20 protein-coding genes and 1 riboswitch are annotated in these 26066 nt (G+C 34.2%); all 20 genes read right to left on the bottom strand.

The window, feature by feature from the left end; genetic code table 11:
• Nucleotides 1-78: 78 nt before the first annotated feature.
• The 20 genes from CLU81_RS15415 to CLU81_RS15320 all read right to left on the bottom strand — a co-directional run bounded on the left by CLU81_RS15415 (nucleotide 79) and on the right by CLU81_RS15320 (nucleotide 25908).
• Nucleotides 79-1245, bottom strand: a complete 1167-nt coding sequence (locus CLU81_RS15415; protein WP_099710619.1) for a PepSY domain-containing protein — start codon at nucleotides 1243-1245, stop codon at nucleotides 79-81.
• Nucleotides 1246-1341: 96 nt separating this feature from the next.
• Nucleotides 1342-2586 carry a DUF4374 domain-containing protein gene (locus tag CLU81_RS15410; protein ID WP_099710618.1) on the bottom strand — a complete coding sequence of 415 codons (1245 nt, stop codon included), beginning with the start codon at nucleotides 2584-2586 and terminating at the stop codon, nucleotides 1342-1344.
• 35 nt (nucleotides 2587-2621) lie between these two features.
• Entirely contained in the window at nucleotides 2622-4970 is a 2349-nt protein-coding gene (locus CLU81_RS15405) for a TonB-dependent receptor (RefSeq protein ID WP_233209718.1), read from the bottom strand.
• Between the two features lie 289 nt (nucleotides 4971-5259).
• Nucleotides 5260-6669, bottom strand: a complete 1410-nt coding sequence (locus CLU81_RS15400; RefSeq protein ID WP_099710617.1) for a pyridoxal-dependent decarboxylase — start codon at nucleotides 6667-6669, stop codon at nucleotides 5260-5262.
• Nucleotides 6670-6776: 107 nt separating this feature from the next.
• Complete coding sequence (locus CLU81_RS15395; protein WP_099710616.1) at nucleotides 6777-8000, bottom strand: dicarboxylate/amino acid:cation symporter; 1224 nt, start codon at nucleotides 7998-8000, stop codon at nucleotides 6777-6779.
• A gap of 333 nt (nucleotides 8001-8333) precedes the next feature.
• Nucleotides 8334-8987 carry a class I SAM-dependent methyltransferase gene (locus CLU81_RS15390; RefSeq protein ID WP_099710615.1) on the bottom strand — a complete coding sequence of 218 codons (654 nt, stop codon included), beginning with the start codon at nucleotides 8985-8987 and terminating at the stop codon, nucleotides 8334-8336.
• 113 nt (nucleotides 8988-9100) lie between these two features.
• Entirely contained in the window at nucleotides 9101-10057 is a 957-nt protein-coding gene (gene metF / locus CLU81_RS15385; RefSeq protein ID WP_099710614.1) for a methylenetetrahydrofolate reductase [NAD(P)H], read from the bottom strand.
• An 82-nt stretch (nucleotides 10058-10139) separates the two neighbouring features.
• A complete protein-coding gene (gene metH, locus CLU81_RS15380; protein ID WP_099710613.1) occupies nucleotides 10140-12815 on the bottom strand; it encodes a methionine synthase in 2676 nt (891 codons plus the stop codon).
• Between the two features lie 318 nt (nucleotides 12816-13133).
• On the bottom strand, nucleotides 13134-13562 hold the full coding sequence (locus tag CLU81_RS15375) for a hypothetical protein (protein ID WP_099710612.1): 429 nt from the start codon (nucleotides 13560-13562) through the stop codon (nucleotides 13134-13136).
• A gap of 5 nt (nucleotides 13563-13567) precedes the next feature.
• Nucleotides 13568-14572, bottom strand: coding sequence for a homocysteine S-methyltransferase family protein (locus tag CLU81_RS15370; protein ID WP_099710611.1), 1005 nt, complete (start codon nucleotides 14570-14572; stop codon nucleotides 13568-13570).
• A 332-nt stretch (nucleotides 14573-14904) separates the two neighbouring features.
• Nucleotides 14905-15018: riboswitch (SAM riboswitch) on the bottom strand.
• A gap of 241 nt (nucleotides 15019-15259) precedes the next feature.
• Nucleotides 15260-16072 carry a hypothetical protein gene (locus tag CLU81_RS15365; RefSeq protein WP_099710610.1) on the bottom strand — a complete coding sequence of 271 codons (813 nt, stop codon included), beginning with the start codon at nucleotides 16070-16072 and terminating at the stop codon, nucleotides 15260-15262.
• Between the two features lie 25 nt (nucleotides 16073-16097).
• Nucleotides 16098-16457 (bottom strand): TfoX/Sxy family protein, encoded by a 360-nt coding sequence (locus CLU81_RS15360; RefSeq protein ID WP_099710609.1) that lies wholly within the window; start codon nucleotides 16455-16457, stop codon nucleotides 16098-16100.
• A 305-nt stretch (nucleotides 16458-16762) separates the two neighbouring features.
• Nucleotides 16763-17815: an NAD(P)/FAD-dependent oxidoreductase gene (locus CLU81_RS15355; RefSeq protein WP_099710608.1), complete on the bottom strand. Its 1053-nt coding sequence runs from the start codon at nucleotides 17813-17815 to the stop codon at nucleotides 16763-16765.
• 210 nt (nucleotides 17816-18025) lie between these two features.
• A complete protein-coding gene (locus tag CLU81_RS15350; protein WP_083693350.1) occupies nucleotides 18026-18607 on the bottom strand; it encodes a bifunctional precorrin-2 dehydrogenase/sirohydrochlorin ferrochelatase in 582 nt (193 codons plus the stop codon).
• Between the two features lie 128 nt (nucleotides 18608-18735).
• On the bottom strand, nucleotides 18736-19509 hold the full coding sequence (cobA, locus tag CLU81_RS15345) for a uroporphyrinogen-III C-methyltransferase (RefSeq protein ID WP_099710607.1): 774 nt from the start codon (nucleotides 19507-19509) through the stop codon (nucleotides 18736-18738).
• Complete coding sequence (locus tag CLU81_RS15340; RefSeq protein ID WP_099710606.1) at nucleotides 19502-21592, bottom strand: HEPN domain-containing protein; 2091 nt, start codon at nucleotides 21590-21592, stop codon at nucleotides 19502-19504. Before CLU81_RS15340 ends, cobA begins: the two co-directional genes overlap by 8 nt.
• Nucleotides 21593-21687: 95 nt before the next feature.
• A complete protein-coding gene (locus CLU81_RS15335) occupies nucleotides 21688-22932 on the bottom strand; it encodes a sulfate adenylyltransferase subunit 1 (RefSeq protein WP_099710605.1) in 1245 nt (414 codons plus the stop codon).
• A gap of 158 nt (nucleotides 22933-23090) precedes the next feature.
• Nucleotides 23091-23996 (bottom strand): sulfate adenylyltransferase subunit CysD, encoded by a 906-nt coding sequence (gene cysD / locus CLU81_RS15330; protein ID WP_056244950.1) that lies wholly within the window; start codon nucleotides 23994-23996, stop codon nucleotides 23091-23093.
• A gap of 270 nt (nucleotides 23997-24266) precedes the next feature.
• Nucleotides 24267-24977, bottom strand: coding sequence for a phosphoadenylyl-sulfate reductase (locus tag CLU81_RS15325; RefSeq protein WP_099710604.1), 711 nt, complete (start codon nucleotides 24975-24977; stop codon nucleotides 24267-24269).
• A 28-nt stretch (nucleotides 24978-25005) separates the two neighbouring features.
• Nucleotides 25006-25908: a sulfite exporter TauE/SafE family protein gene (locus CLU81_RS15320; protein ID WP_099710603.1), complete on the bottom strand. Its 903-nt coding sequence runs from the start codon at nucleotides 25906-25908 to the stop codon at nucleotides 25006-25008.
• Between the last annotated feature and the right edge of the window lie 158 nt (nucleotides 25909-26066).

The raw sequence follows: 26066 nt of genomic DNA, 5'->3' as shown, positions 1-26066 counted from the left end.
AGTCTTTTGAAGAATATTAAATTCTCACAAAAGACTTTAGAAACTAACTAACAAAAAGAACTGAAAATCAAATAAGCATTATGCTTTTGGTTTCTGTTTTTTCTTTCTTCCCCACCAAATATAAAATCCTGTAATGGGTAAACTCGCGCATATTAAACTGGCTGTGAAATATATAATCTTAGTCGGAATTCCTCCAATTGCGCCAATATGAAGGCTATAATTAGATCGCATTAGCCAATCTGAAAAACGTTCGTTGTTGATGTGTTTTTGAGAATTTGGAAGTAATTCAAGCGTTTTAGAATCAAAGTATAAATCTCTCCAAATGCCTTTGTGCATATCTGTGCAGGCATAAAAATCTTCTTTTGGATCATCCGGAAAATTAATGATTACGGCTTCTTTATTTTCTTTGGCAATTTCTGTTCTCACTTTCATCCAAATAAAATCGGCTGCAGCCAACTTATCTATTTGTTGTTTGGATAAAGTGTCTTTTTTAGCAGAAACAACTTGTTCTTTTTTATCCTTTTCGTCTGCCCAACCTCCACTAATCCAATACGTACTTTCGCGAAGCCAGTGAAAACTCATTAATAATCCTGTAAAGGAAATAAGCACCGCCAAAATGAGCGCATAAAATCCCATGACGTTATGCAAATCATAATTGAGTCGTTTGAATTTGGCGTCCCATTTAATTTTAAAACTACTGTTTCGGGTTGTTTTATTCCATTTTTTCGGAAACCAAAGTATAAGTCCGCTTAGGAGCAAAAAGAAGAAAATAAACGTTGCCCAAGCTGTTATTTGCGATCCAATTTCACGATCCAGCCAAAGATTACGATGTCCTTCATCGACAATATGAAAAAAGTCTTCATGATCTACCATTCCGGTGATTTTACCGTTATAAGGATTTACATAAATCAACGAATCCGATTCTATATCGACTTTAACTGATTTATCTAAACCATTATACCAAACACCATGAATTTCTTTATTGGGTAAAACTTTATGAACAGCAGCATAAATTTTTGACGGAGGCAATAATTTCTCAGGACTTTGAGCTTCAACATTTAACCAAGGCGATGTAAACTGTTTTATTTCGTGTTCAAAAACCAAAATACAACCTGTAATTGCCATAATAAACACAATTATTCCTGAACCCAATCCAAGCCATAAATGCAGCCAGGCATTGATTTTACTGAAACGTGATTTTCCTTTATTGGGTGGTTTACTGGAACGGCTTTTAAAAATATTCATCGAAGTATAATTTGAAAAGAATAATGCTTTAAGTAATACATAAAATGGCCTGAGGATTACCTAAATAATACCTCAAGCCAATTATAAAAAATTAATTTAGAAAGTCAGTTTACCAATAGAAGGCAAGTAAAGACCTTCTTTAAGAACTGCTCCGGCTTTTGCAGTACCAGTCGCGATATCGATTTGATAAACACGAGCCTGATCTCCTGTAACGAAACTTTTGTATGCTTTTCCGTTTTCAACAAATAAACTTCCTAATCCGAAGAATTCGTCTCCACCATGATCAGGTAATCCGCTAACTTCTAAAATTGTTTTATTAGCCAGGTCAAGAATTGCCGATTTGAAAATAGTTTTTGTACCTAAAAAACTATAGAAATTATCTTTAGAATCGACACTATTAGGAATATAAGAGATAAAAACTTTCTCTCCTCCTAACGGATATGCTGCCAAAACTTTTCCTTTTAAACTGCTTGTTTCAAGATCGAAGAAGTAACCCGGATCAAACTTAGCATCTCCTTTTCTAATACGCAATATTCCAGAAGAAACTGCTGTAGGAGGATAACCACCAGCATGGGCATTAGATGAAAATGTATAAATATCTCCTGATTGTGTTTGTACAATTCCTGTATTAGTATAGTACATACCAATAGCATTTGTTCTCGCATCTTTGATTGTAGTAACATAATCTAAAGAAGGATATTTGTAGATTCTCACTGTAGCATCAGATGATAATACTTTATTTGTTCCGTCAGTAACATCTTTAGTATATACCGGAACAAAAAGTTTGTCTCCTGAAACTGCAGCTCCTGTTGGCCAGTATAATATTTTTTTGTTTGATGGATCAACACTAAAATCATTGAATTTACGACCATCAACAGAAATAGTAGCAGGATTGTAAATCATCAATTCATAATCAGATGAACTACCATCCCAGGTTGCTCCAATATTGATCATTCTTTTATCATCAGTATAACCAACTGCATAAGATGATTCGAAAGCAAGTTTGCCTCCCTGTACTAATTTACCAGCACTATTAAGATGAAATGAAGCTGATCCTTCATCATCTGTACTTAAGGCAAAAAACGTATTTTCTATAGGAAAACAACTTCCGTTTTGCTCAATACCTACTCCTTTTGCACTAATTTCTCCAGTCATTAATTGATCTGTAGAAGTGAAATCTAATATATACTGAGTATAATCTGCCAACCAATATGAGGTAACATATTTAGTACCATTTACAGTTGGCGTCTCCTCTTTTGGTGCATCATCACTGCTGCATGAAAAAATAGTTAAGGACAGAAAAGCCAATGCAAAGCATTTTGCGAATTTGTTTACAAACATGATTATAATTATTAAGGGTTATTATTAAAATTGAATTACTGAAGAAAGTATCTGAACTTTACTGAAAAAGCACGTCCGGGTTTTTGAACTTTGAAATAATCGTACACTTTTACATCCGTAATATTTCGGCATTCAAAAGCCAGATTATATTTTCCGTTCAAAAAAGAATAGGCGACCATTGCATTTTGAGTAAATTGTTCCGGAATTGATTTTTTAGTTTCCAAACTTCCTAAAACCGGCCAAGTCAGATAAAAAGCATCTATATAATTTGCACTTACATTTAGAGAAAGTCTGTCATCCTTATATTTGATGTTTTTAAAATTAAAAGTCAAATCAGCATTTCCGTAGAAGATTGGAACGTTTGGCAATTGCGCATTGTATAGTACATCCGGACTGGTAGTTCCTATTTTGTATTTGTTTTTATTGAGACTTTTTTGATAGGTTCCGTTTACTTCAAAAGTCACTAAATCTTTAAAACCATATCTAAGAACTCCATCAATACCTGTTATTTGTACATTTTGAAGGTTTTCAAAAACAGCTTTATCTCCAACTTGCTGTTCTCGAATAAAATCTTTGGCTTCTCTGTAAATTAAACTTGTCTCTGCAGCAAATTGATTTTTATTTTTTTGAGTAAGAAATGCCAATCCTAAATTTGCATTATCACTACTCTCCGGTTTTAATCCTATGTTGCTGTTTATTATTAGCCCATCTCCAAGCATTTCTATATCCGAAGGCAAACGGTAAGTATGTTCGTAAGATCCTTTTATTTGAAATTTATCTGACAAATGATACGCCGCCGTAGCTCCATAACCAAAGTTCGTTGACGAAGTAGATTCACTGATATTATTAGAAATCATTTTGGTAGAAAGGTCAAACATTTTTCCAAATCCCGAAATCGCCAATCTATTATCTAAACCACTAAAATTATAGCCTAATCCTAAAATGTTTTTATCAATGGTTGGTTCTCCAAGTTCTACTACTTTTAAGTACTCTTCGGTTTCTTTTCGTTTATAACCTAAGTAAGAATAGTTTACAGCGATCGAATGTTGCTCATTTATCTGGTATTTTAAATTTGTGGTCACCTGCGAATTTGTCTCATCATAAACATAGATCGTTTTGTTGCCTAATTCACCTTTATCATTAGCTCCTGCAAATTGTCTGTACACATAATTTCCTGTCCAGTCATAAACCCTTGAAGAAGTATCTACTGAACGGTTGTTTACTAAAGCATAAGTGGTATTAATGTTCAATGTTAATCCTTTAGTAAAAAGGTCGCTTTTTTTAAATTTTAATGAAGTAATAAAACTTTCATTATCTGTAAAGGCTTGCCCAACTACCCTTTGCATTGTTCTACCTTGCTGAATTTCTTTTTTATTTCCGGCCATAGTAAAACCAACAAGCAAATAATCAGCAAAACTTTTGTTCTTAAAACCAGCTTCTGCCATTATAGTTCCTGATTTGTAACCATCGTGAAAGTGCTTGTATTTTTGTTCCGGCAAATACTTCGAAGTGTTTTTATCTACAACACTTACATCTACTTTATAATCGTTGTCTGAGTAATTTGCAAAGGCATTTATGTTTGCAATAAAACCATCTCTGCCAGAAAATCTTGTATTAACAGCGGCTCTATGCGTATTAAATGAACCATAACTATAAGAAGCGTCAACATAACGACTTACATTTTTATTAGTAACGATATTTACTGCACCACCCAAAGCATCTGCACCTAATTCTATAGGAACAACTCCTTTGTAAACATCGATTCTTTCGGCCATATTTACTGGAATATTATTCAGCGTAAGCGCAGAACCATAACTATCCATTGGAACTCCATCCAGAAAAAATTTCACTTGATTTCCTGAAAATCCATTCAGCGAAAAGTTAAAAGCAGATCCTAAACCTCCGTATTCACGAATACGAACTCCTGTCGTTTTATTCAAAACCTGATTTAAATCGGCAGAAGTATTGTATGTCTTTTTCAGATCAATTGCCGTAATATTATATGCCTGCTCACGTGCTCGTTGTACTTTAGATTTTCCTGTTACGGCAACTTCACTTAAAGTCGCCATATCTTCTTCCATTGTAATGTTCTGAGTAGATTTTCCGCCTTGTTTTAGATAAATGGCTGTTTCTGTTGTCTTATAACCAACATGAGTAACAGACAAAACATAATTCCCTGCATCGGCACTGATTTTATATTCTCCTTTTGAGTTTGTCAAAGTTGCGTATTGCGTTCCTTTTAGTGCTACCGAAACTCCTTCAGCGGGTTTTCCAAGATTGGTTACAATAACCCCGGTTAAGTTTACTTTGTTTTTTTGTGAATACCCTTGAAGTGAAGTAAAAAAAATGGTAATCAAGAGCAATAATCTACTTATGTGCATCATTTAAGTTTTGATTTGAAAATTAAATTAGCAACAAAATTAGGCCCTCAAAAGAGTTTTTCCAAGCTATTTTTAATTATTCTAAATAAAAATTATAATTAACTTTTAAATCGAAGAATCAATAAAAAATAGCAACATCCTTAACAGATAATTAAATTTAAATTAAGATTTGCTTAAAATAAACTATCCCAAAAGTTAAAACATTTAAGAGTAATTTTAATAAAAACTAAAAATTTGCCCATAAAAAAAGCCCGCTTATCAAATAAGCGGGCTTTAAAAAATTGTAATTATATTATATTTCGAGATCCAGAATTGTTTCTTTTAGTTCTTCCATTATGATTTTAACGTCATTTTCTGTTGTACGCCAATTCACAAAAGACGCTCTGATTCCTTTGCGATTTTGATACACTGTTGGCGTCATAAATACTTTTCCTCTATCATTTAAACGAGTCAAAAACTCACTTACTTTTTCCTGATTATGATTTCCTTTTAAAGTAAAACAAACATTATTTAATCGAATTGGTGCCAGAAGTTCAAAATTTCCATTTTCAATAAGTTCGTTTCCAAAGTGCAAAGCCAAATGAGCGCTATTTTCTATTATATCCTGAAAACCTTCTTTTCCATAAGCCAATAAAGAAAACCAAACTGGCAAAGCTCGTAATCGTCTTGAATTTTCAGGCACTACATTCAGGTAATTAAAATTTTCTAACGGATTACCCAAATAAGGTGCGTTTGAATTTTGAAAAGTCTCAATCTGTAAACTTGCATGTTCTTTTTTAATCAAATAAAAAGCGCTTTCATAAGGAACATTTAGCCATTTATGACAATCGACGGTAATACTATCCGCTCCTTCCCAACCTTCTACAAGATGTTTGTATTTTTCTGAAGCAGCAGCAAATCCGCCAAAAGCAGCGTCGATATGCCACCAGAATTTATGTTTTCCTTTTAGTTTTGAAATAGCTTTAAAATCATCAAAATCAGCTGTATTTACAGTTCCTGCACTCGAAATTAAGATGAAAGGTTTTCCGTTTAACTTTTTAATATTTTCTTCTAAATCAATAATATCTATTGCTTCGCGATTGCCTTCAACAGTTTTGATTGAGGTAAAATTATTACTTCCGATGCCTAACATCGCCAGCGTTTTTACAGAAGAAGAATGTGGCGTTGCAGTTAGAATATTTATCGTTTCAGAAATTCCGTTTTTGGCAAAATCTTTCCCTAATTGATTTCCAAACCATTGTCTTGCAACTCCCAAACAGGTAAAATTAGACATTGTTGCACCGGTTACAAATCCGCCCAAAAAAGAATCCGGCAATCTTAATAATTGTAATAATAAATGGATTGTTTCAAATTCTATCAATGCCGAGTTTCCTCCTTGTGCTTTTATCGATTGTGTATTTTGGTCATAAACCGAAGACAACCAATCTCCTGCAAGAGAAGCCGGTGTTGATCCTCCGGTTACAAAACCTAAATATCTTGGTCCCGGAGAAGCAACCATTAAAGGCGCCAATCGTTCTTTAAATTCTTCTAAAGTTGCTAATGATCCTAAACCTTCTTCATTTAAATTTCTTGTTGGATCAATTGATTCTTTTTTAGAAGTTGGAATATTTTCAAGATTATTCAAAAAGTCGATTCCTTGTTGTTTTGCCTGATTAAGAATATTTTCGATATCATTTAGATCATGCTGAAGTACTGAATTCATTATGTATTTTTTAAATGCTTATACACAAGTGCTATTGTAGACATCGCCCACAGATGACACTGATTAAGCTGATTAACACTGATTTTTTATTTATTGTTGGGGAAAAATTACCACTTTGTCTTTTCAGAGAATCGCGAGACCATCATAGAACAAATTACATCGCCATTCGCATTTAATAAAGTTGCGATTGGATCAACAAGAGTTCCTAAGATCATGGCAACCGGCAAAGCTTGTTCCATTGGTAAACCATAAACTGTAATGGCAAGAACTTCTCCTATATAACCTCCATTTGGAATTCCGCCTTCTACAATCGATACGATTACGGTAATTCCTAATGCCAAAAGTATGGTTGAAGGTGAAGTGAAATCTTTTCCAAACATGGCAAAAAGAAAGGTTATTTTCAAGATAGACGACATACTTGAACCGTCTTTATGCAATGGCGCTCCAAGCGGAATAACTAAATTCCGAACATGTTTTGGGATTCCCATTTTTTCGGCTGCGACCAAATTTGCCGGAATCGTTGCAATGCTGCTGCAAGTTCCAATTGCCGTTAATGAAGGTGTAATATTATTGCTCCAAAAAACTACAAAAGCTCTTTTTCCTCCCGCCACTAAAGCATATAAACTAAAAAACACAAAGAAATAAAATACACAAGCTGCATAATAAACTCCTAATGGTTTTGCGTAAACTCCAAATAATTGCGGACCATAATAACTAACCTGATAAGCAAAATAAGCACCTAAACCTATTGGAGCTAATTTCATAATCATAGTCAAAAGCTGTTTCATCACTTCGTTTCCGGAGTCCAGAAAACTTTTGAAAGCATTTCCTTTTTCTCCTGACTGCAAAGTTGCAAATCCTATTAAAAAGGAAAAAATAATAAGTGCCAGCATACTTTTTCGGGACAATAATTCATAAAAATCATTTGTAGCAAGCAATTGCGCTATTTGATCACCAACACTTCCCGATTTAATATTTTCAAGCGGAATTTTAGTAATTATAATGTTCTCATGAATTGGAAAAAGAGAAACGGCTATAATCATAACAATAGCCGAAATAAGAAGCGTTCCTAAAAAAACCGCAATCATTATAACAAATAGTCTTCCCAGCTTTTCTGTTTTTTCCAGATTGGCGATCGAGGACGTTATGGTAAAGAAAACAAGTGGAATAATTGCTGTAAAAAGCAAGTTTAAGAATATATCTCCAATAGGTTTTATAACAGCAACTTTTTCTTTAAAAACTAACCCAAAAATACTACCGAGTGTAATACCGCCCAAAAGCAACAATACACTGCTGTAGCTTTTTAGAAAATTGATTTTTTTAAGCTCCATAATTTAATCGTATTACAATTTGGGAATAGAAATGTGAAAATAAAAATCAATTAAATTACTCAAAAATTGAGTACTAAAATTATTTTTTACTGCCACAGATTAAAATAATTTCAAATGATTTTTTAATTTATGCGAATTAACTGTGCCGTTAGGCACTAAATATTGGTAGATTGATCGTAAATTCGAAATGTGTCGGCGTGCCGTAGGTACGTAATAGATATCGGTTTGTCGCGTACCTACGGCACGCCAAATCTATTTTAATTTATGATTTCTACCAATATTTAGTGCCTAACGGTACAAAATAAAGAGTTTGCGTCATGAATTCGTTAACCATTATTTTTCTAAAACCAAAGTAGTAAAAGCTCTGTCGACCAATTCTCCTGTTTTACTTTTTACTTTTTCGGTTAAAGTTTCCGTATTTATGATTTTGAAAGTCGTATTCTCAATCAGTTTTTTAGCTTTTTCAGTGCTGTAAAGTTCAAATTCAAATTGAGTAAAAGGAAGTTGCTTCATAAAACTTTCTTCGGCAAAAGTGATGCAGAAAATCCCTTTTGGTTGTAAAACTCTATAAATTTCTGAAAGCAATTTTTCAGGTTCCTGCCAAAAATAAATTGTATTTACAGTAAATATTTTATCGAAGGAATGGTCTGAAAACGGAATTATATTTCCATCGTAAAGTGAAAAAAAAGCTTGTTTTTGAGAGACAAAATTCCTGTTGATCTGGCGTGCTTCCTGAAACATCAATTCAGACATTTCAAGTCCGTAATACTTTAGATTATCAGCTTGTTCGAATATAAATTCGACATGACCTGCATTTCCGTGACCTAATTCCAGAATTGTATTTCCTGCTGTTATATGTAGATTCTGAATCGAATGGCGCGTCATATTGATGTTTGTTTCATGCATCATATTTGCCATTTCTATTCCTTTTTCTCCAGTTGGATGCTTTAATTGTGAAGCTATTGCTTGTAACTCTTCTTGTTTCATAATCGTTAAGTTTAAATTTCAAGCTGCTTTGTAATTGCGAGGAACGAAGCAACCACACTTTTATAATCACTAAAGATATGCGGCATGAGATTGCTTCGTTCCTCGCAAAGACATTAAAAAATCTGACTTGCGATTTGGCGAATATTCTCAGATTTCCCCATTGAATAATAATGTAAAACCGGAACTCCTGCGGCTTTTAATTCTAATGATTGCTGAATTGCCCATTCGATTCCGACTTGTTTGATTTCTGCATTATTCTTGCATTTATCTACTGCATCGATTAAATCTTCCGGTAAATCAATTCTGAAGATTTGTGGTAAAATTTGTAAATGTCTTTGAACTGCAATTGGTTTAATTCCCGGAATAATCGGAATTGTGATTCCAATTTCTCTTGCTTTTTCTACAAATTTAAAGTATTTAGCATTGTCAAAAAACATTTGTGTAACAACATAATCTGCTCCGGCATCTACTTTTTCTTTCAGTCTTTTTAAATCAGATTGTAAAGATGGAGATTCTAAATGTTTCTCGGGATAACCTGCAACGCCAATACAAAAATCAGCTTTATTATCGGCATCCATCACTTCATGCAGATATTTACCACAATTCAAATCGTTGATTTGTCGAACCAAATCAATAGCAAACTTGTTACCGCCAACTTTTGGCACAAAAGATTGTTCGTCTTTCATTGCATCACCACGAAGTGCCATTAAATTATTGATTCCCAAATACTGACAATCTACAAGCATGTATTCTGTTTCTTCTTGTGTGAAACCTCCACAAAGCAAATGTGGTACGGTATCAACATTGTATTTATGTTTTATAGAAGCGCAAATTCCAAGCGTTCCCGGACGCATACGAGTTAATTTTTTGTCTAAAAGTCCGTTGCCTTTATCAATATAGATATACTCTTCGCGCGAAGTAGTTACATCAATAAATGGCGGTTTAAACTCCATCAACGGATCAATATTATCGTATAATTCCTGAATACTTTTCCCTTTTTGAGGCGGAATAAGTTCAAATGAGAATAATGTATTTCCTTTGGCGTTTTCTATATGTTCTGTTACTTTCATTCTTATTTTTTGTTTCAAGTTTTTTCAGTTTCAGGTTTCAAGCGTACATAACTTGAAACCTGAAACTTGAAACCTTTTCTTTTTAATCTGCTATATTAGGGTTTAACCATTTCATTGCGTAATCCGTTGGTACATTGCGTCGTTTGGCGTAATCTACAACCTGATCTTCTTTAATTTTTCCGAGTCCGAAATACCTGCTTTTTGGATTTCCGAAATAATATCCAGAAACCGATGAAGCTGGCCACATCGCCATGCTTTCCGTCAAGGTTACTCCAATTTCTTCTGCTACATTTAAAAGTTTCCAGATTGTTGGTTTCTCCAAGTGATCCGGACAAGCTGGATATCCTGGCGCAGGACGAATTCCTTTATAATTTTCTTTAATCAATTCTTCATTTGTTAAAGATTCTTCGATATCATAACCCCAGAATTCTTTACGAACTCTTTCGTGAAGATATTCGGCGAAAGCCTCAGCAAAACGATCTGCAAGTGCTTTAACCATAATCGAATTATAATCGTCAAGATCTTTTTCAAATTCAGCCGCCCATTCGTCTACACCAAAACCTGTGGTTACACAAAAAGCTCCCATATAATCTTCTATTCCGCTTTCTTTTGGCAAAATAAAATCGGCTAAAGCAATGTTTGGAGCACCTTTTGTTTTTTGCGACTGCTGACGAAGTGTTAAGAATTTCTCTAAAACTTTTCCGTTTTCATCACGCAATTCAATATCGTCATCATCCACCTGATTCGCTGGGAAAATTCCATAAATACCTTTTGCTTTTAGCTTTTTCTCTGCCAAAATCACTTTCAGCATTGCCTGAGCATCTGCAAAAACCGAAGTCGCTTCTTTACCCACAACCTCATCCGTTAAAATTGCAGGATATTTTCCGTACAATTCCCAAGTCTGAAAAAATGGCGTCCAGTCAATATACGGAACCAAAACATCCAATTCTATTTCGATAGTTTGTTTACCAATTACTTTTGGTTTTGTTGGTGTATATTCGGACCAATCTAATGGAAATTTATTTCTTCGGGCATCTTCAATCGTCAGGAAGTTTTTATCTCTTGAACGATTTAAAAACGTTTCTCTAAAAGAATCGTATTCTGCACGAATATCCGCCGCATATATTTTTCGGTTATGATCTAACAGATTTCCTGCAACAGTAACGGCTCTCGAAGCGTCGTTTACGTGAATTACAGTTTCTCTATATTGTGGAGCGATTTTCACAGCCGTATGTGCGCGCGAAGTTGTTGCTCCACCAATCATAATCGGAATTTTAATTCCTTGTTTGTCTAATTCTTTGGCCAAATACACCATCTCGTCAAGCGAAGGTGTAATCAATCCGCTTAAACCAATAATGTCGACATTATGTTCAATCGCCGCAGCAATAATTTTTTCCGGAGGTACCATAACACCAAGATCCACAATCTCGTAGTTGTTACAAGCCAAAACTACCGAAACAATATTTTTACCAATATCATGAACGTCACCTTTTACGGTTGCCATCAATATTTTTCCGTTTCCTTGTTTGTCTCCCGCTTGTTTACTTGCTTCAATATATGGTAATAAATACGCAACGGCTTTTTTCATTACACGCGCCGATTTTACTACCTGAGGCAAGAACATTTTTCCACTTCCGAATAAATCTCCAACGACATTCATTCCCGTCATCAAATTGATTTCGATAACTTCAATAGGTTTTACAGCGGCAAGACGAGCTTCTTCAACATCTTCTTCAATAAAAGCATCAACTCCTTTTACCAATGAATGCGTAATACGTTCCTGAACCGTTCCTAAACGCCATTCCTGAATCGCTTTTTCATCACTTTTTACTTCGCCTTTTACGTTCTCAGCAAAGTCCAAAAGTCTTTCAGTCGCATCATCGCGTCTGTCAAGAATTACATCTTCAACGTGTTCTAATAAATCTTTTGGAATATCATCATAAATCGAAAGCATCTCCGGATTTACAATTCCCATTGTCATTCCGTTCTTAATCGCGTGATATAAAAATACCGAGTGCATCGCTTCACGAACCGTATCGTTTCCTCTAAAAGAGAACGAAACGTTACTCACACCACCGCTAATATGTGCGTGAGGCAAGTTATCACGAACCCATTTTGTACCTCTAAAAAAGTCCAAAGCATTTAAGCGATGTTCTTCCATTCCGGTTGCAACTGGGAAAATATTCAAATCGAAAATAATATCCTGTGGAGGAAAACCAACTTTGTTAACCAAAATATCATACGAACGCTGACAGATTTCAACTCTTCGGTCAAAATTATCTGCCTGACCAACTTCGTCAAAAGCCATAATAATAGCCGCAGCTCCGTAACGTTTGATTAATTTAGCATGGTGAATAAAAGCTTCTTCGCCTTCTTTCAACGAAATCGAGTTTACAACGCTTTTTCCTTGTACTACTTTTAGACCTGCTTCAATGATTTCCCATTTCGAACTGTCGATCATAATCGGTACTCTCGAAATATCCGGTTCAGATGCAATTAAATTCAAAAATTTAGTCATTGCCTGAACCCCATCAAGCATTCCCTCATCCATATTAATATCGATGATTTGCGCTCCTCCTTCTACCTGTTGTCTTGCAATATCAAGTGCCTCGTCATACTTCTCTTCCTTGATTAAGCGAAGGAATTTTCTTGAACCCGTAACATTCGTACGTTCACCAATGTTTACAAAAACACTAGTTGGCGTAATAATCAACGGTTCTAATCCTGCTAATACAAGGTCTCTTCTATTTTCTGCCATTTCTTTTTTTCAATTTTCAACGGAATAAATTCCATTGCTACAATATGTTTCGTTCCTCTCGAACTTTTATTCAACGTCTTGCTTGTCCTTGCGAGGAACGAAGCAATCTCACTTTACTATTTTCAATCTTACTTTGGGCGTGTTCGCCGCGGCGAATCGGGCTATCCGTTCATAGTCCTCGCACTTCCTTCGTCAGGCTGTGGGCTAACCACTTCTATCCCTCACGCAAATTTGATCTCAAAACCACTTTTTATTCTTCACGATTTCAATTATCGTTTTTGAAACAATTTCCCTTTTACTGTTGTTCCTACGGAACATTTATTTCCATTTTGATTTTTCTATATATTTACAAGTCACACCGCCATCATATATGTAATATTTGGTTTTAGTAAAACCTGCTTTAACTAGTGTGATTGAATCAGGTTTTAATTCTTCTAAAACAATATAGTTTCCTTTTTCGGGATTATTTAAGTCATATTTTACTCTAAAAAACTTATTTACAAGATTATCATCATTGCTATAAATCTCAGACAAGATTTTTTTATTTGCATAAAAATAATATCTTAAATAATCTATTTTTCCTTTACGTTCAAATCTGGTTGCAAGTCCAATCGTTTCACCTTTAAACGTCTTTTCGTATTTATTATATTCATCCGCATCTTTATGCGAAAGAAAAAACAGCAAAAACATTATTCCACAGAAAAGAATTGGCCCTATCAAATCTGTATTAATGTTATTTCCTTTCATTTCCTTTATACTAATACCGGCGCAACTCGTGGCTTATAATCCTTCGCAACTTCAGCAATTAATCTGATGTGATCTGGAGTTGTTCCGCAACAACCGCCAATTATATTGATTAAATTATCGTCTAAATATTCTTTGATGAAAGCCTGAGTTTGTTCCGGAGTTTCATCGTATTGTCCGAAAGCATTTGGTAAACCTGCATTTGGATGCGCCGAAACATTAAAACTTGTATGCTGTGCTAATGTTTTCAAATACGGTTTCAATAAATCGGCTCCAAGAGCGCAATTGAATCCTACACTCAATAACGGAATATGCGACACTGAAATCAAAAACGCTTCAACCGTTTGTCCGGAAAGTGTTCTTCCTGATGCATCTGTAATCGTTCCTGAAACCATAATTGGAATATCAAGATTACGCTCGTCTTTTACTTCTTCGATTGCAAAAAGTGCTGCTTTTGCGTTTAGAGTATCAAAGATGGTTTCTACCAAAAGTAAATCGCAACCTCCATCCATTAAGGCTTCTACTTGTTGTTTGTACGCAATTCGTAAATCGTCAAATGTTACGGCTCTATAACCCGGATCATTTACATCTGGCGACATACTTGCAGTACGGTTTGTTGGACCAATTGAACCAGCAACAAAACGTGGTTTGTCCGGATTTTTGGCTGTATACTCATCGGCTACTTCTCTTGCGATTTTAGCCGATTCGTAGTTTAATTCGTAAACCAAATCTTCCAGAAAATAATCGGCCATACCAATTGTGGTTCCTGAAAATGTGTTGGTTTCTACGATGTCTGCACCCGCTTCATAATAAGCGGCGTGGACATCGCGAATTGCTTGTGGTTGTGTTATGGATAGTAAATCGTTGTTTCCTTTTAATGGATGTGGGAAATCTTTGAAACGCTCTCCACGGAAATCTTCTTCGGAGAAATTATAGCGCTGCAACATTGTTCCCATTGCTCCATCAAGGATTAGGATATTTTTTTTTATTGCTTCCTGAATTGTTATCGACATGGTTTTCCCTTTCTTGCTAAGACATTAAATGTCAAGCTTTTTTTAATTTTATTATTATCTTGAATATATACCTAACATTCCCGAAGCCTCGGGATTAAAAACCTGTTAGGATACGTCATTTTGATTCACATTAATTCCAAAAATTCACTTTTGTTAGCTCATTAGCCCCGATTGAGCCGTTATCCTCGTAATGAAATGGAGAGATATAGGCGAAAGCGGGAACGATTGACGGCAAAAATGCGTCAATGATTCGCTCATGATACCAAAGTGAATTCGGTAAAATTATATTGTAAGTTGTCAGGAAGTGTTTTGAGAAATACTTTTATGTATTTGTGTTATCTATCTTAGATACTATGATTAGTACAAAGTAGAATGTAGCACCTTCTTTATGATAAAGGGTTGCTAAGGTTTCATTGGGTCTTTCCCTCCGCCTTTCGTGATAACTTTCAGTAATTTTAAGAACAGTGCAAAGTAAAGACATAACCTTAACAATTGCAAGTTTTTTTTAAGTTTCTGAGTTGCTAAGATTCTGAGATTCTAAGTTTAAAATTTTATCTGTGTTTTGCTAATGTTTTTTGAAGAATTTCATTGCTTCTTGGTGATCTATAAATTCGTTATTCTCAGTTTATTTAGATCCAATTTTGTTTTCTTATATAATAAATTTTTAAACCAATCTTCCACACTCTTTTATTTGTAATACGTTAATTCAAAATTCTGAACCTGATTTAAGTAGAAATAATTTGTAATTAATTTTTCTAAAATATTAATTTTCTCCTGAAGCTTTTCGGCTCTTTCGGTTGCTCTTTTTTTATTATATCTGCGATCTTCTTGATAATCTACATTTTGACTTTCTTCATCCGAAACATATTGAATCAACGTTTTGATATATAAATCTTTTTGCTTTTGGAAATTATACTTCTTTTCAAAATATTCTTTTCCTTTTGTTAATTGATAAATAGAATATTCTGCAGAAGCATATAACCTTTTATGTTGATGTCCGTAATAAGTTCCGCTATAATTTAGACCTTCGTAAAGTCCGTTTACTGCACGATACAATTGAATTAGCTTTTCTCTTTCTGATTTGAATTTTTCTTCTCCATTTTTTTGCTTGAGATAATACGCATATATTAAACAAAAATTATCTCTGCCGGCTTCACTACTAAAGGTAATGGATTTTTCTTTTCCGTCTTGATTGATATAATTCTCCCATGTTTTACTTGCATATGATTCATTGGGATTTGAAGGAAATTCTGCTTTGAATACTGGAAATAGTATTTCAATTTTATTCAATTCATTTTTAGAAATTATTAATGAATCATTCCCTTCTTCGCTATAAATAAGTACCTTTTCATTTTCAAGTTTTGGATTATCACTTAAGTGAGGCAGACATTTATTGGTAGTAACTTCTATATTTTTTTTGATAATTGTTTCACTTTTAGGTTTATCACAACCAACGAGAAAAACAAACAAACCCAATAAAATAACGCTGAATTCTCTCATTTAATTTTCTTTTGATCTTAAACAATTATTTTTTCTTACTTGCTTTTGCGAGAGGGTTAAAATCTAAACAAAGTTGTAACCAAAATGCTAAATCCTGACTTTTTTGCCAGCCGTTTTCTGTAACAAAAATGTAGTTTTTCATTGGTCTTTCTGCATTTGGCATTGGTAAAACATCGTCTCTTTCTATTGCTTTTGCATACGCTTTATCATCAATTCGGCATAACAAAAGATTTTCTCCAATTTGTTTGTCAATACGAGTTCCACAACACAATTTATTATCTACCATAAATACAATACCGCCAAACATTTTCTTCTCGAAAAAATCAGCGTCTTTATATTGGAAAAATGTTCGGATTCTTTGTGCGTTATTTTCGTCGAAAGCCATTTTTTTTAAAGGTTCTGAGGTTCTGAGTTACTAAGGTACTAAGTTTATTTTGTTTGTATTAAAGCTCCAGCGGAGCATCATATTTATAGCCAAAAAAATAGCATCATAATAAAGCTCCAGCGGAGCGATATCGTAATTATTTATATGTCATCCCGATGGGATTTCTCTCTAACAAATATCGTTAATTCTATAAATATTACATCCCTCTGGGATTGTCTTAAAACTAAAAAAGCCCAAACTAAAAGTTTGAGCTTTATGTATAAAAATCTTAGTTCCTTAGAATCTTAGCATCTCAGAACCTCAGACTAAACTATCGCCTTAACAACTGCTTTTGGAGCTTCTTTACGAGTTCCATCGAAACCATCTACACCAGAAACTGTTGTATATTTCAATACGTATTTTTTACCCGGATTGATGATTTGGTAAGCCGCCTGACACATTAAAGTTGCTTCGTGGAATCCGCAAAGGATCAATTTTAATTTTCCAGGATATGTATTAACGTCACCAATAGCGAAGATTCCCGGAATGTTAGTTTGGTAATCTAATGCGTTGTTTACTTTAATAGCATTTTTCTCGATGTCTAATCCCCAGTCTGCAATTGGACCTAATTTTGGTGTTAATCCGAAAAGCGGAATAAAATAATCTGTTTCGATTTTACGGTGTGCGCCGTTTTCTTCGATATCTAACGATTCAACATGCTCAGCACCATTGATTCCAATTACTTCTGCAGGTGTAATTAATTTAATTTTTCCAGAAGTTTTTAATTCCTGTACTTTTTCAACTGAATCAAGAGCTCCTCTAAATTCATTTCTACGGTGAATCAAAGTTACTTCTGAAGCTACATTTGCTAAGAAGATACTCCAGTCTAATGCTGAATCTCCTCCTCCGGCAATTACAACTCTTTTATCTCTGAATTTCTCCGGATTTTTAATGAAGTATTTTACTCCTTTATCTTCATAAAACTCGATATCTTCAATAAGTGGTTTACGAGGCTCAAAACTTCCCAAACCTCCAGCGATAGCAATAACTGGTGCGTGAAATTTAGTTCCTTTATTTGAGGTTACGATAAAACTTCCGTCTTCTTGTTTTTCGATTGTTTCAGCACGTTCTCCTAATGTGTAACCTGGCTCAAACTGCTTAATTTGCTCTTGTAGGTTATCAATTAAATCTCCAGCTAAAACTTCAGGGAAACCAGGAATATCATAAATAGGTTTTTTTGGATACAATTCCGAAAGTTGTCCTCCTGCTTGTGGTAAAGCATCTAATATATGACATTTTAATTTTAATAATCCTGCCTCAAAAACGGCAAATAAACCCGTTGGTCCTGCTCCAATTATAAGTATATCTGTTTTAATCATTATGTTGTTGTTTATAATCATTCTTAATAATACAAAGAAACGAATAAATTATTCTACTGCCAATGATTTTTGTCATTGATTTCTTTGCGAAATTTTTTACTCTTTATTTTTTAATGAAGCAGTAATCTCGTTCATTTTTTTAACCTTGTCTTCAAAATCATCGGGTTAAAACCCGACGCTACAATATGAACCGTTCCTTCGGAACTCTTGCTATTCTTTATTTTTCAATGAAGCCGTAATCTCATTCATTTTTTTAACCTTGTCTTCAAAATTACCTTTCAATGTCTTTCGATATTCATTGAGATTCTCAACCATTTGATTGATATCTTCCGGAATTACTTCTTCGAAAAACTCACGTAATCTTTTGGCTGTTGTTGGTGATTTTCCGTTAGTTGAAATCGCGATTTTCACATTTCCTTTTGTTACAATTCCGCCTAAATAGTAATCACATAAATCTGGCGTATCGGCAATATTGCAAATCAAATAACGCTTTCGGGATAAATCATATACCTTTTTATTGACTTTTAAATCATCGGTACAAGCGATTACCATATGACGTTTTTTGAGCATTTTCTTTTTAAACTTCGATTTTGTTAATGTAATCGAAGGATGCTTTTCTGCCAAAACCTTTATTTCTAAATGGAAATTTGGCGCTACAACCTCAACATTTGCATTAGGACTTGACTTTAATAAAAAAGACAATTTTTCTAATCCTACATTTCCTCCACCAACAATCAAAACATTCAGATTATGAAGTTTTAAGAATATTGGATATAATTCATTCTGTTCCATTTTATTTTAATTTCATCCAAACAAAATTAGATGATTTACCATTCAGATGTTCCAAATGGAACATTATTTATTGGGAACAACATTTTTTGTCTACCAATGAATTGTTCCTGACGGAACATTTTTGTTTGTTATCTTGTGATTTCTTTTGATAGAAATTCTTCGTAAAATCCTTTTAGTTTATTGCTTTCGCGAACAACGTTTCCCAGAACAATAATTGCCGGTGAACTTAATTGTTGCTCTTTTACAATTTCTAAAATCGAATCTACTGTTCCAACGCCTACTTTTTCATCAGAAGTTGTTCCGTTTTGAATGATCGCAACGGGTAGATTTCCTTTGTCTTCTTTTTGAAACAAATCGATAATCTGAGGCAATTTGTGCATTCCCATCAAAATAACAACTGTTGCAGATGATTGTGCTGCCAAAGCTACATCTGAAGATAATTTTCTATCAGAAGTTGTTCCCGTAATTGCCCAAAAGCTTTCTGAAACGCCTCTTTTAGTAATCGAAATTCCCTGACTTGCAGGAACAGCAACTACCGAAGAGATTCCCGGAACCACAATTGTCTCGATTCCGAAGCTTTCTACAAACTCGATTTCTTCGCTTCCGCGTCCAAAAATAAAAGGATCTCCACCTTTTAAACGCACTACATTTCCGTACGTTAATGCATTATCTACAATTAACTGATTGATTTGATCTTGCGTGTAAGCGTGATTTCCTATCTTTTTTCCAACAAAAATTTTGATGGCGTTTTTAGGAGCGTGTGCTAGTATTTCGTCATTCGCCAATGCATCATACAAAACCACATTTGCTTCAGCTAGTGCTTTTACACCTTTGAGCGTAAGCAAATCCGGATCGCCTGGACCAGCGCCAACTAAAGTTACTTTTGGTTTAATATTAAGCATTTGCTAATTCTTGAGCTCTGTATTTTTCTATTGTATCAAAAAATGAAATTCCTTGTTGAATATATGCTTTTGCAAATGCTTCTGATGGTTCATTTTGATTGATTTGATATACTAATTCTCTAAATGTTGTTGCCAATTCTATTTTAGAAGTTGTTACAAAAACAGTATCAAATAAGTCTACAATTCCAGCGTGATTATTAGTTTTTTCATTTTCTGCAAGCAATAATGCTTTTGCTCCATTTACAAATCCAGCATAAGCATGATAAATTGCATCTGACCATTTTCCTTCGTCGAATGATTCCTGAGCAAAAGTCAATTTATCTTTTGCTTCTAATAATAAAGTAGCAACTAAATCGATCACAACTCCGGCACATTCTCCAACTCCAACAGCTTTTACGTAGTTATCTGCGTTACCCCAGTCTACAAAATCAGCTTCGGTTAAATTGGTTACATCTGCGAAAGGTTTTAAAATTTCATAGAAATATTTCTCTCCTTTCAAATCGTAATAGTTAAGGAATTTTTCTCCGTTTGCATTCGCATTAAAATCATTTAAGATTGTACGCAAAGCATCTGGTCCTCTACGGCTTGGAATTTTAATTACTTTATCTGCAAAACGTCCTGATCCGTTTCCTAATCTTCCTCCGCCTAATAAAACTTGTAAAGCCGGAGCTACTAATTTTCCTGAATTGATCGACATTCCCTGAAATCCAATTGCCGACATATTGTGTTGTCCGCAAGCATTCATACAACCCGAAATTTTGATCTCAATTTCCTGATTGTTTAAGTATTGAGGATATTCTGCATTCAGCACTTTTTCAAGTTCTTCTGCAATTCCGGTACTACTTGCAATCCCCAAATTACAAGTATCAGTACCCGGACATGCTGTAATATCTGCAGTAGAATTATAACCTAAATCAACAAAGTTCAGTTTGGCCAATTCCTGATAAAAGAAAGGCAAATTAGCTTCTTTTACGTGACGTATTACAATATTTTGACGCAATGAAAAACGTAATTCGTTTGCTGCGTAATTTTTAATTAAATCGGCTAGTAATCTAGCTTTATCAGTATAAAAATCTCCTAATAAAACTTTGATTCCAATAGCATAATAACCTTCTTGTTTTTGTGCAATTACATTCGATTTTTTCCACGCTTCATAAGCTTTTGTATCTTCGATTGTAACTTGTGGCACTTCTAATAATGGTTCCGGAATTGGGCCATCAAAAGCAGTTGTGTCAATTTCGTATGTTTCGAAAGCGATTGCTTTTTTCTCTTTTTCAACCAAATCAAGAAAAACATCTCTTCCCATTTCTTTGATTAAGAATTTCATACGCGCTTTCATTCTTTTTGCACGTTCACCATATCTGTCAAAAATACGGATGATTCCTTCTGCTGTTGGAATGATTTCGTTAACCGGAACAAATTCCGAAAGCAATTCTGCATGCGCCGGCTGAGATCCTAAACCTCCACCAAACATGATTTTGAAACCTTTTTGTCCGTCTTTAATTTTCGGAATAAATCCTAAATCGTGTAGATAACTCAAAGCTGTATCTTCGTCTGAAGAAGAGAACGAAATTTTGAATTTACGTCCCATTTCCTGACAAATTGGGTTTCTTAACAAATATTGAAAAAGTCCGTGTGCATAAGGCGAAACATCAAAAGGTTCGTTTACATCGACACCAGCCAATTCACTTCCGGTAATATTTCTAACAGTATTTCCGCAAGCTTCACGCAATGTAATATCGTCTTTAGCCAAATTTGCCCAAAGTTCCGGAGTTCTGTCTAAACTTACGTAGTGAATCTGGATATCCTGACGTGTTGTAATGTGCAAACGTCCTGTAGAATATTCATCAGAAACTTTGGTAATACGTACTAATTGTTCGCTTGTAACTTTACCGTAAGGCAATTTGATACGAATCATTTGAACACCTTCCTGACGTTGTCCGTAAATTCCACGCGCTAAACGAAGACTACGAAAACGCTCATCATCAATTTTTCCTCCACGGAATAAATGAATCTTTTTTTCTAAATCGATGATCTCTTTCTGAACAATCGGATTTTCTATTTCTGTTCTAAAACTTTCCATTTGTTTTTCTGGCTTTAGGCTTTAAGCTTTACGCTCTAGGCTTTTTTAACTTTATGTTTTTTTGCTTAAGGCTTATTGCTTAAAGCCTAATGCATTTATCGAATGAATCCTACTCCTGCTGTTGTATTTGTTGCTGTATCAATTAAGATAAAAGCACCGTTTGATTTATTATCGTTGTAGGCATCAAAATATAATGGTTTACTTAATTTAATGCTTACTTCTCCAATTTCGTTTATCGCTAATTGTGACGCTTCTTTTGTTCCCGAATAGTCAGTTGAGATTGTATTTTTGATACTTTCTACTTTTGCTAAAACTGAATTTGTATTGTGCTGAACGATGTATTTTGTTCCAGGAACCAGCTTTTTACTGTCCATCCAACAAACTGTTGTATTTATTTCTTTTTCAATTTTTGGAAGTTCTGACGATTTTACAATCATATCTCCTCTTGTAACATTGATATCATTTTCTAATTCGATTGTAATCGAAGATCCTGCAACGGCTTCATCATATTGTTTATCGAAAAAGTGAATTTTTGATACTTTTGATTCGGTCAAAGAAGGAAGAACCGTAACGGCATCTCCAACTTTAATAGAGTTTCCGTATAATTTTCCTGCGTATCCTCTAAAATCATGGTATTCTTCTGTCTTTGGACGAATTACGGTTTGAACCGGAAAACGAGCTTTTCCTGTTTCAAAAACATCATGAGAATGTAATCCTTCTAAATGCTCCAAAACAGTTTGACCTGTATACCAAGGCATATCTTTTGATTGATCTACCACATTTCCGCCATTGATTGCACTTAACGGAATGTAACTTACGTTTTGTTCCTTGAATGTGCTTTTAGCGTTTAATGCCTGAAAATCGGCTTTGATTTTATTAAAAACTTCTTCAGAATAATCTACTAAGTCCATTTTATTAATCGCAACAATCACCTCTTTTACTCTCAATAAATTATTGATAAAAAAGTGACGGTATGTTTGCTCGATTACACCTTTTCTGGCATCAATTAAAATAATAGAAACCTGAGAAGTCGAAGCTCCTGTAACCATGTTTCTAGTATATTCTACGTGACCCGGAGTATCCGCAATAATGTAACTTTTCTTTGCAGTCGAAAAATAAATGTGCGCAACATCAATCGTAATTCCTTGTTCTCTTTCGGCAACTAAACCATCTGTTGCCAATGAGAAATCCAGATAATCATATCCTTTTTGCTTACTGCTTTTTTCGATTGCCTCAATTTTATCCGTAGTCAATGATTTTGTGTCGTACAATAATCTCCCGATCAAGGTACTTTTTCCGTCATCTACACTTCCTGCTGTTGCTATTTTTAAAACTTCCATTCTGTAATATTTTGTTTCAGGTTTAATTTTTTTGTTTCAGGTTTCACGTTGCTTGCCTTTGAACTAAAATTTAAATCTGTATGTTTTTGTTTTTTTGATTCTAACTTTTAATTAATTCTGAATTGCATTTATAATTTATAATTCACAATTCATAATTATTAAAAGTACCCTTGTTGTTTTCTCTTTTCCATTGCAGCTTCAGAACGTTTATCGTCGATTCTGGCTCCTCTTTCAGAAATAGTAGATTCTCTAATTTCTCCAACTACTTCCTGGATTGTTGCTGCATAAGATTCAACAGCGGCTGTACAACTCATATCTCCAACGGTTCTAAAACGAACAATTCTTTCTTCGATTTGTTCGTCTTCTTCCTGATACACAAAAGGAGAATGCGACCAGATTAAACCGTCTCTCAAAAAAACTTTTCTTTTATGTGAAAAATAGATTGATGGAATTTCGATGTGTTCTTTTTCGATATAACTCCAAACATCTAATTCTGTCCAGTTTGAAATTGGAAAAACACGAACGTTTTGTCCATTTTCTATTTTTCCGTTCAAAATATCAAATAACTCAGGTCTTTGATTTTTTTCATCCCATTGACCGAAATCATCACGAACTGAAAAAATACGTTCCTTGGCTCTTGCTTTTTCTTCATCACGACGTGCTCCACCAATACAAGCATCAAACTTAAATTCTTCGATTGCGTCTAAAAGTGTGATTGTCTGTAAGCTGTTTCTACTAGAATATTTTCCAGTTTCTTCAACTACTTTTCCTTCATCAATAGCGTCCTGAACATTACGAACGATTAATTCCAAGCCTAATTCTTCTACCAATTTATCTCTGAAAGCAATTGTTTCAGGGAAATTGTGTCCTGTATCAACGTGCAATAGAGGAAACGGAATCTTTGCAGGAAAAAATGCTTTCTGTGCCAAACGCACTAATGTTATAGAATCTTTTCCTCCAGAAAAAAGTAAAACAGGTTTGTCAAATTGTGAAATTACTTCTCTGAAAATGTATATCGCTTCACTCTCTAAAGCGTTTGTTTTTAATACTGAACTTGAACTCATTTGATATTTTGTTTAATGCTTGATAGTTTTTCAATTTAAGATTCTTGTGAGTTTAATCTAAAACCTATAAACTATCGTTATTCTGTGTTTTTTGTTTTTGTTTTTTCAACGGATTTCAATTCGTTGTTTCGAGACGCTACAATACGAATCTTCATTTCCCCCGGATTAAAATCCGGCGCTACAATATAAATCGTTCCTCCGGAACTTTAATCTATTGTCTTGAATCTATATTCTTTATTCTATTCTCTTATATCTTGCCTCTTGCTTCTTCTAGTCTTTTTTAGCGCTATGCAAACCACACTCTTTATGGCTTGATTCCCACCACCATCTTCCGGCTCTGATATCTTCCCCTGGGAAAATTGCTCTGGTACATGGCGCACAACCTATACTTACGAAACCTTGTTTATGTAAAGCATTTTGAGGAACATTATTTTCCGATAAATAAGTTTCAACTTCTTCTAAAGTCCATTTTAATAACGGATTGAACTTTATAATTTCGAAACCTCCATCGTATTCAAACAATTGTAAATCGTTTCTATTCTCAGATTGTTCAGCTCTTAAACCTGTAATCCAGACTGAATTTCCTGCCAAAGCTTTTCTCAACGGAACTACCTTTCGAATAAAACAACATTCTTTTCTATTTTCTACCGAATCATAAAAGCTGTTTGGGCCTTTGTGTTTCAGTAAATTTTCGACTGCTGTAGCTTCGGGAAAATAAACCTCGATTGGTTTTTTATACTTTTTTAATGTTTTATGAAAAACATCGTAAGTTTCCTGAAATAATCTTCCGGTGTCTAATGTAAAAATGGTGATATCCTGATTACTTTTTGCAATAAAATCTGTAATCACCTGATCTTCCTGACCAAAAGAAGTCGAAAAAATTACTTTTCCAGGATATTCATTTGCTAAAAAAGCCAATGTTTCCTCCAGTGAAAAATCTTTTGTTTTATCTAATAATGATTGTATAATCGTAGCACTCATAATCTCTTTCTTTCCCTTCTAAAAAATGTTACAATAATTTAGATAATGTTTTTAAACTCAATAATATAATTAAAATTCCAACCGCAACCATCATTGGTTTTCTTTTGATTTTATTAACCAAATAAGCCGCTAAAGGTGCCGAAATTACGCCTCCTAAAATCAACCCAAAAATAACCTGCCAGCCATGAATTCCTCCAAAAAGCATGAACGTGATTCCGCTTGCAAATGAAATTGCAAATTCTGCTGCATTTACAGAACCTATTGTATATCTTGGATTTCTGCCTCTTCCTAATAATGTAGAAGTTACAATTGGTCCCCAGCCACCGCCGCCAACCGAATCCATAAAACCACCAAAAGTGGCTAAATATCCTAATTTTGTGGTTTTCTTTTTTACAACTGTTTTAGACAATGCTTTTTTGATAATAACAGCTGCCAAAATAATCATGTAAACCGCAATAAATGGCTTAATAATATCTCCGTTAATTACATCAGATAATAAATAAGCTCCTGTAATTGAACCCAAAACTCCTGGAATTAATAAGTGTTTTGTCAATTTTTTATTAATATTCCCAAACTTATGATGAGAAAGTGCCGAAGCTCCTGTTGTAAACATTTCTGAAACGTGAACCGCAGTACTGCTAACAACCGGCGGAACTCCATAAGCCAACAAAAATGACGTTGAAGTTGCTCCGTAACCCATTCCTAATGTTCCATCAACCAATTGTGCAAAAACACCAATTCCAAAAAATACTAAGAACTCCTGATTGAAACCTCCAACAAACCCACTCCATGAAAACTCAGCGTAGTGATTAAAAATTAATGTAGACAATAAACCTACTAATAAAACAACAGGTACTATTACCCATAACTTTTCTTTTATCGATGCATCTGTTCTAACATCATAACTATTTATTTTTAATTCTTTTTCCATATTCTCATGGTTGCTTTTGGCTTGCAAAATCTATTACCCTATCGGGTTAATAGATTACTATGCAAAATTAATACTTATTTCTAAATATCAAAGTATTATTTAATTTTTTTACAACTCTAATTTTCTTTAGATCAACTAAATCGTAACTTTCAAGAATA

This window comes from Flavobacterium sp. 9, assembly GCF_002754195.1.
GTDB lineage: Bacteria > Bacteroidota > Bacteroidia > Flavobacteriales > Flavobacteriaceae > Flavobacterium.
Note: the sequence above shows the minus strand (reverse complement) of the source record. Positions and strands in the feature narration are given on the sequence as shown.

Excerpts from the sequence above, each read along its gene's own strand:
- CLU81_RS15415 (WP_099710619.1), bottom strand. The coding sequence starts at position 1,245 with ATGAATATTTTTAAAAGCCGTTCCAGTAAACCACCCAATAAAGGAAAA.
- CLU81_RS15410 (WP_099710618.1), bottom strand. The coding sequence starts at position 2,586 with ATGTTTGTAAACAAATTCGCAAAATGCTTTGCATTGGCTTTTCTGTCC.
- CLU81_RS15405 (WP_233209718.1), bottom strand. The coding sequence starts at position 4,970 with ATGATGCACATAAGTAGATTATTGCTCTTGATTACCATTTTTTTTACT.
- CLU81_RS15400 (WP_099710617.1), bottom strand. The coding sequence starts at position 6,669 with ATGAATTCAGTACTTCAGCATGATCTAAATGATATCGAAAATATTCTT.
- CLU81_RS15395 (WP_099710616.1), bottom strand. The coding sequence starts at position 8,000 with ATGGAGCTTAAAAAAATCAATTTTCTAAAAAGCTACAGCAGTGTATTG.
- CLU81_RS15390 (WP_099710615.1), bottom strand. The coding sequence starts at position 8,987 with ATGAAACAAGAAGAGTTACAAGCAATAGCTTCACAATTAAAGCATCCA.
- metF (WP_099710614.1), bottom strand. The coding sequence starts at position 10,057 with ATGAAAGTAACAGAACATATAGAAAACGCCAAAGGAAATACATTATTC.
- metH (WP_099710613.1), bottom strand. The coding sequence starts at position 12,815 with ATGGCAGAAAATAGAAGAGACCTTGTATTAGCAGGATTAGAACCGTTG.
- CLU81_RS15375 (WP_099710612.1), bottom strand. The coding sequence starts at position 13,562 with ATGAAAGGAAATAACATTAATACAGATTTGATAGGGCCAATTCTTTTC.
- CLU81_RS15370 (WP_099710611.1), bottom strand. The coding sequence starts at position 14,572 with ATGTCGATAACAATTCAGGAAGCAATAAAAAAAAATATCCTAATCCTT.
- CLU81_RS15365 (WP_099710610.1), bottom strand. The coding sequence starts at position 16,072 with ATGAGAGAATTCAGCGTTATTTTATTGGGTTTGTTTGTTTTTCTCGTT.
- CLU81_RS15360 (WP_099710609.1), bottom strand. The coding sequence starts at position 16,457 with ATGGCTTTCGACGAAAATAACGCACAAAGAATCCGAACATTTTTCCAA.
- CLU81_RS15355 (WP_099710608.1), bottom strand. The coding sequence starts at position 17,815 with ATGATTAAAACAGATATACTTATAATTGGAGCAGGACCAACGGGTTTA.
- CLU81_RS15350 (WP_083693350.1), bottom strand. The coding sequence starts at position 18,607 with ATGGAACAGAATGAATTATATCCAATATTCTTAAAACTTCATAATCTG.
- cobA (WP_099710607.1), bottom strand. The coding sequence starts at position 19,509 with ATGCTTAATATTAAACCAAAAGTAACTTTAGTTGGCGCTGGTCCAGGC.
- CLU81_RS15340 (WP_099710606.1), bottom strand. The coding sequence starts at position 21,592 with ATGGAAAGTTTTAGAACAGAAATAGAAAATCCGATTGTTCAGAAAGAG.
- CLU81_RS15335 (WP_099710605.1), bottom strand. The coding sequence starts at position 22,932 with ATGGAAGTTTTAAAAATAGCAACAGCAGGAAGTGTAGATGACGGAAAA.
- cysD (WP_056244950.1), bottom strand. The coding sequence starts at position 23,996 with ATGAGTTCAAGTTCAGTATTAAAAACAAACGCTTTAGAGAGTGAAGCG.
- CLU81_RS15325 (WP_099710604.1), bottom strand. The coding sequence starts at position 24,977 with ATGAGTGCTACGATTATACAATCATTATTAGATAAAACAAAAGATTTT.
- CLU81_RS15320 (WP_099710603.1), bottom strand. The coding sequence starts at position 25,908 with ATGGAAAAAGAATTAAAAATAAATAGTTATGATGTTAGAACAGATGCA.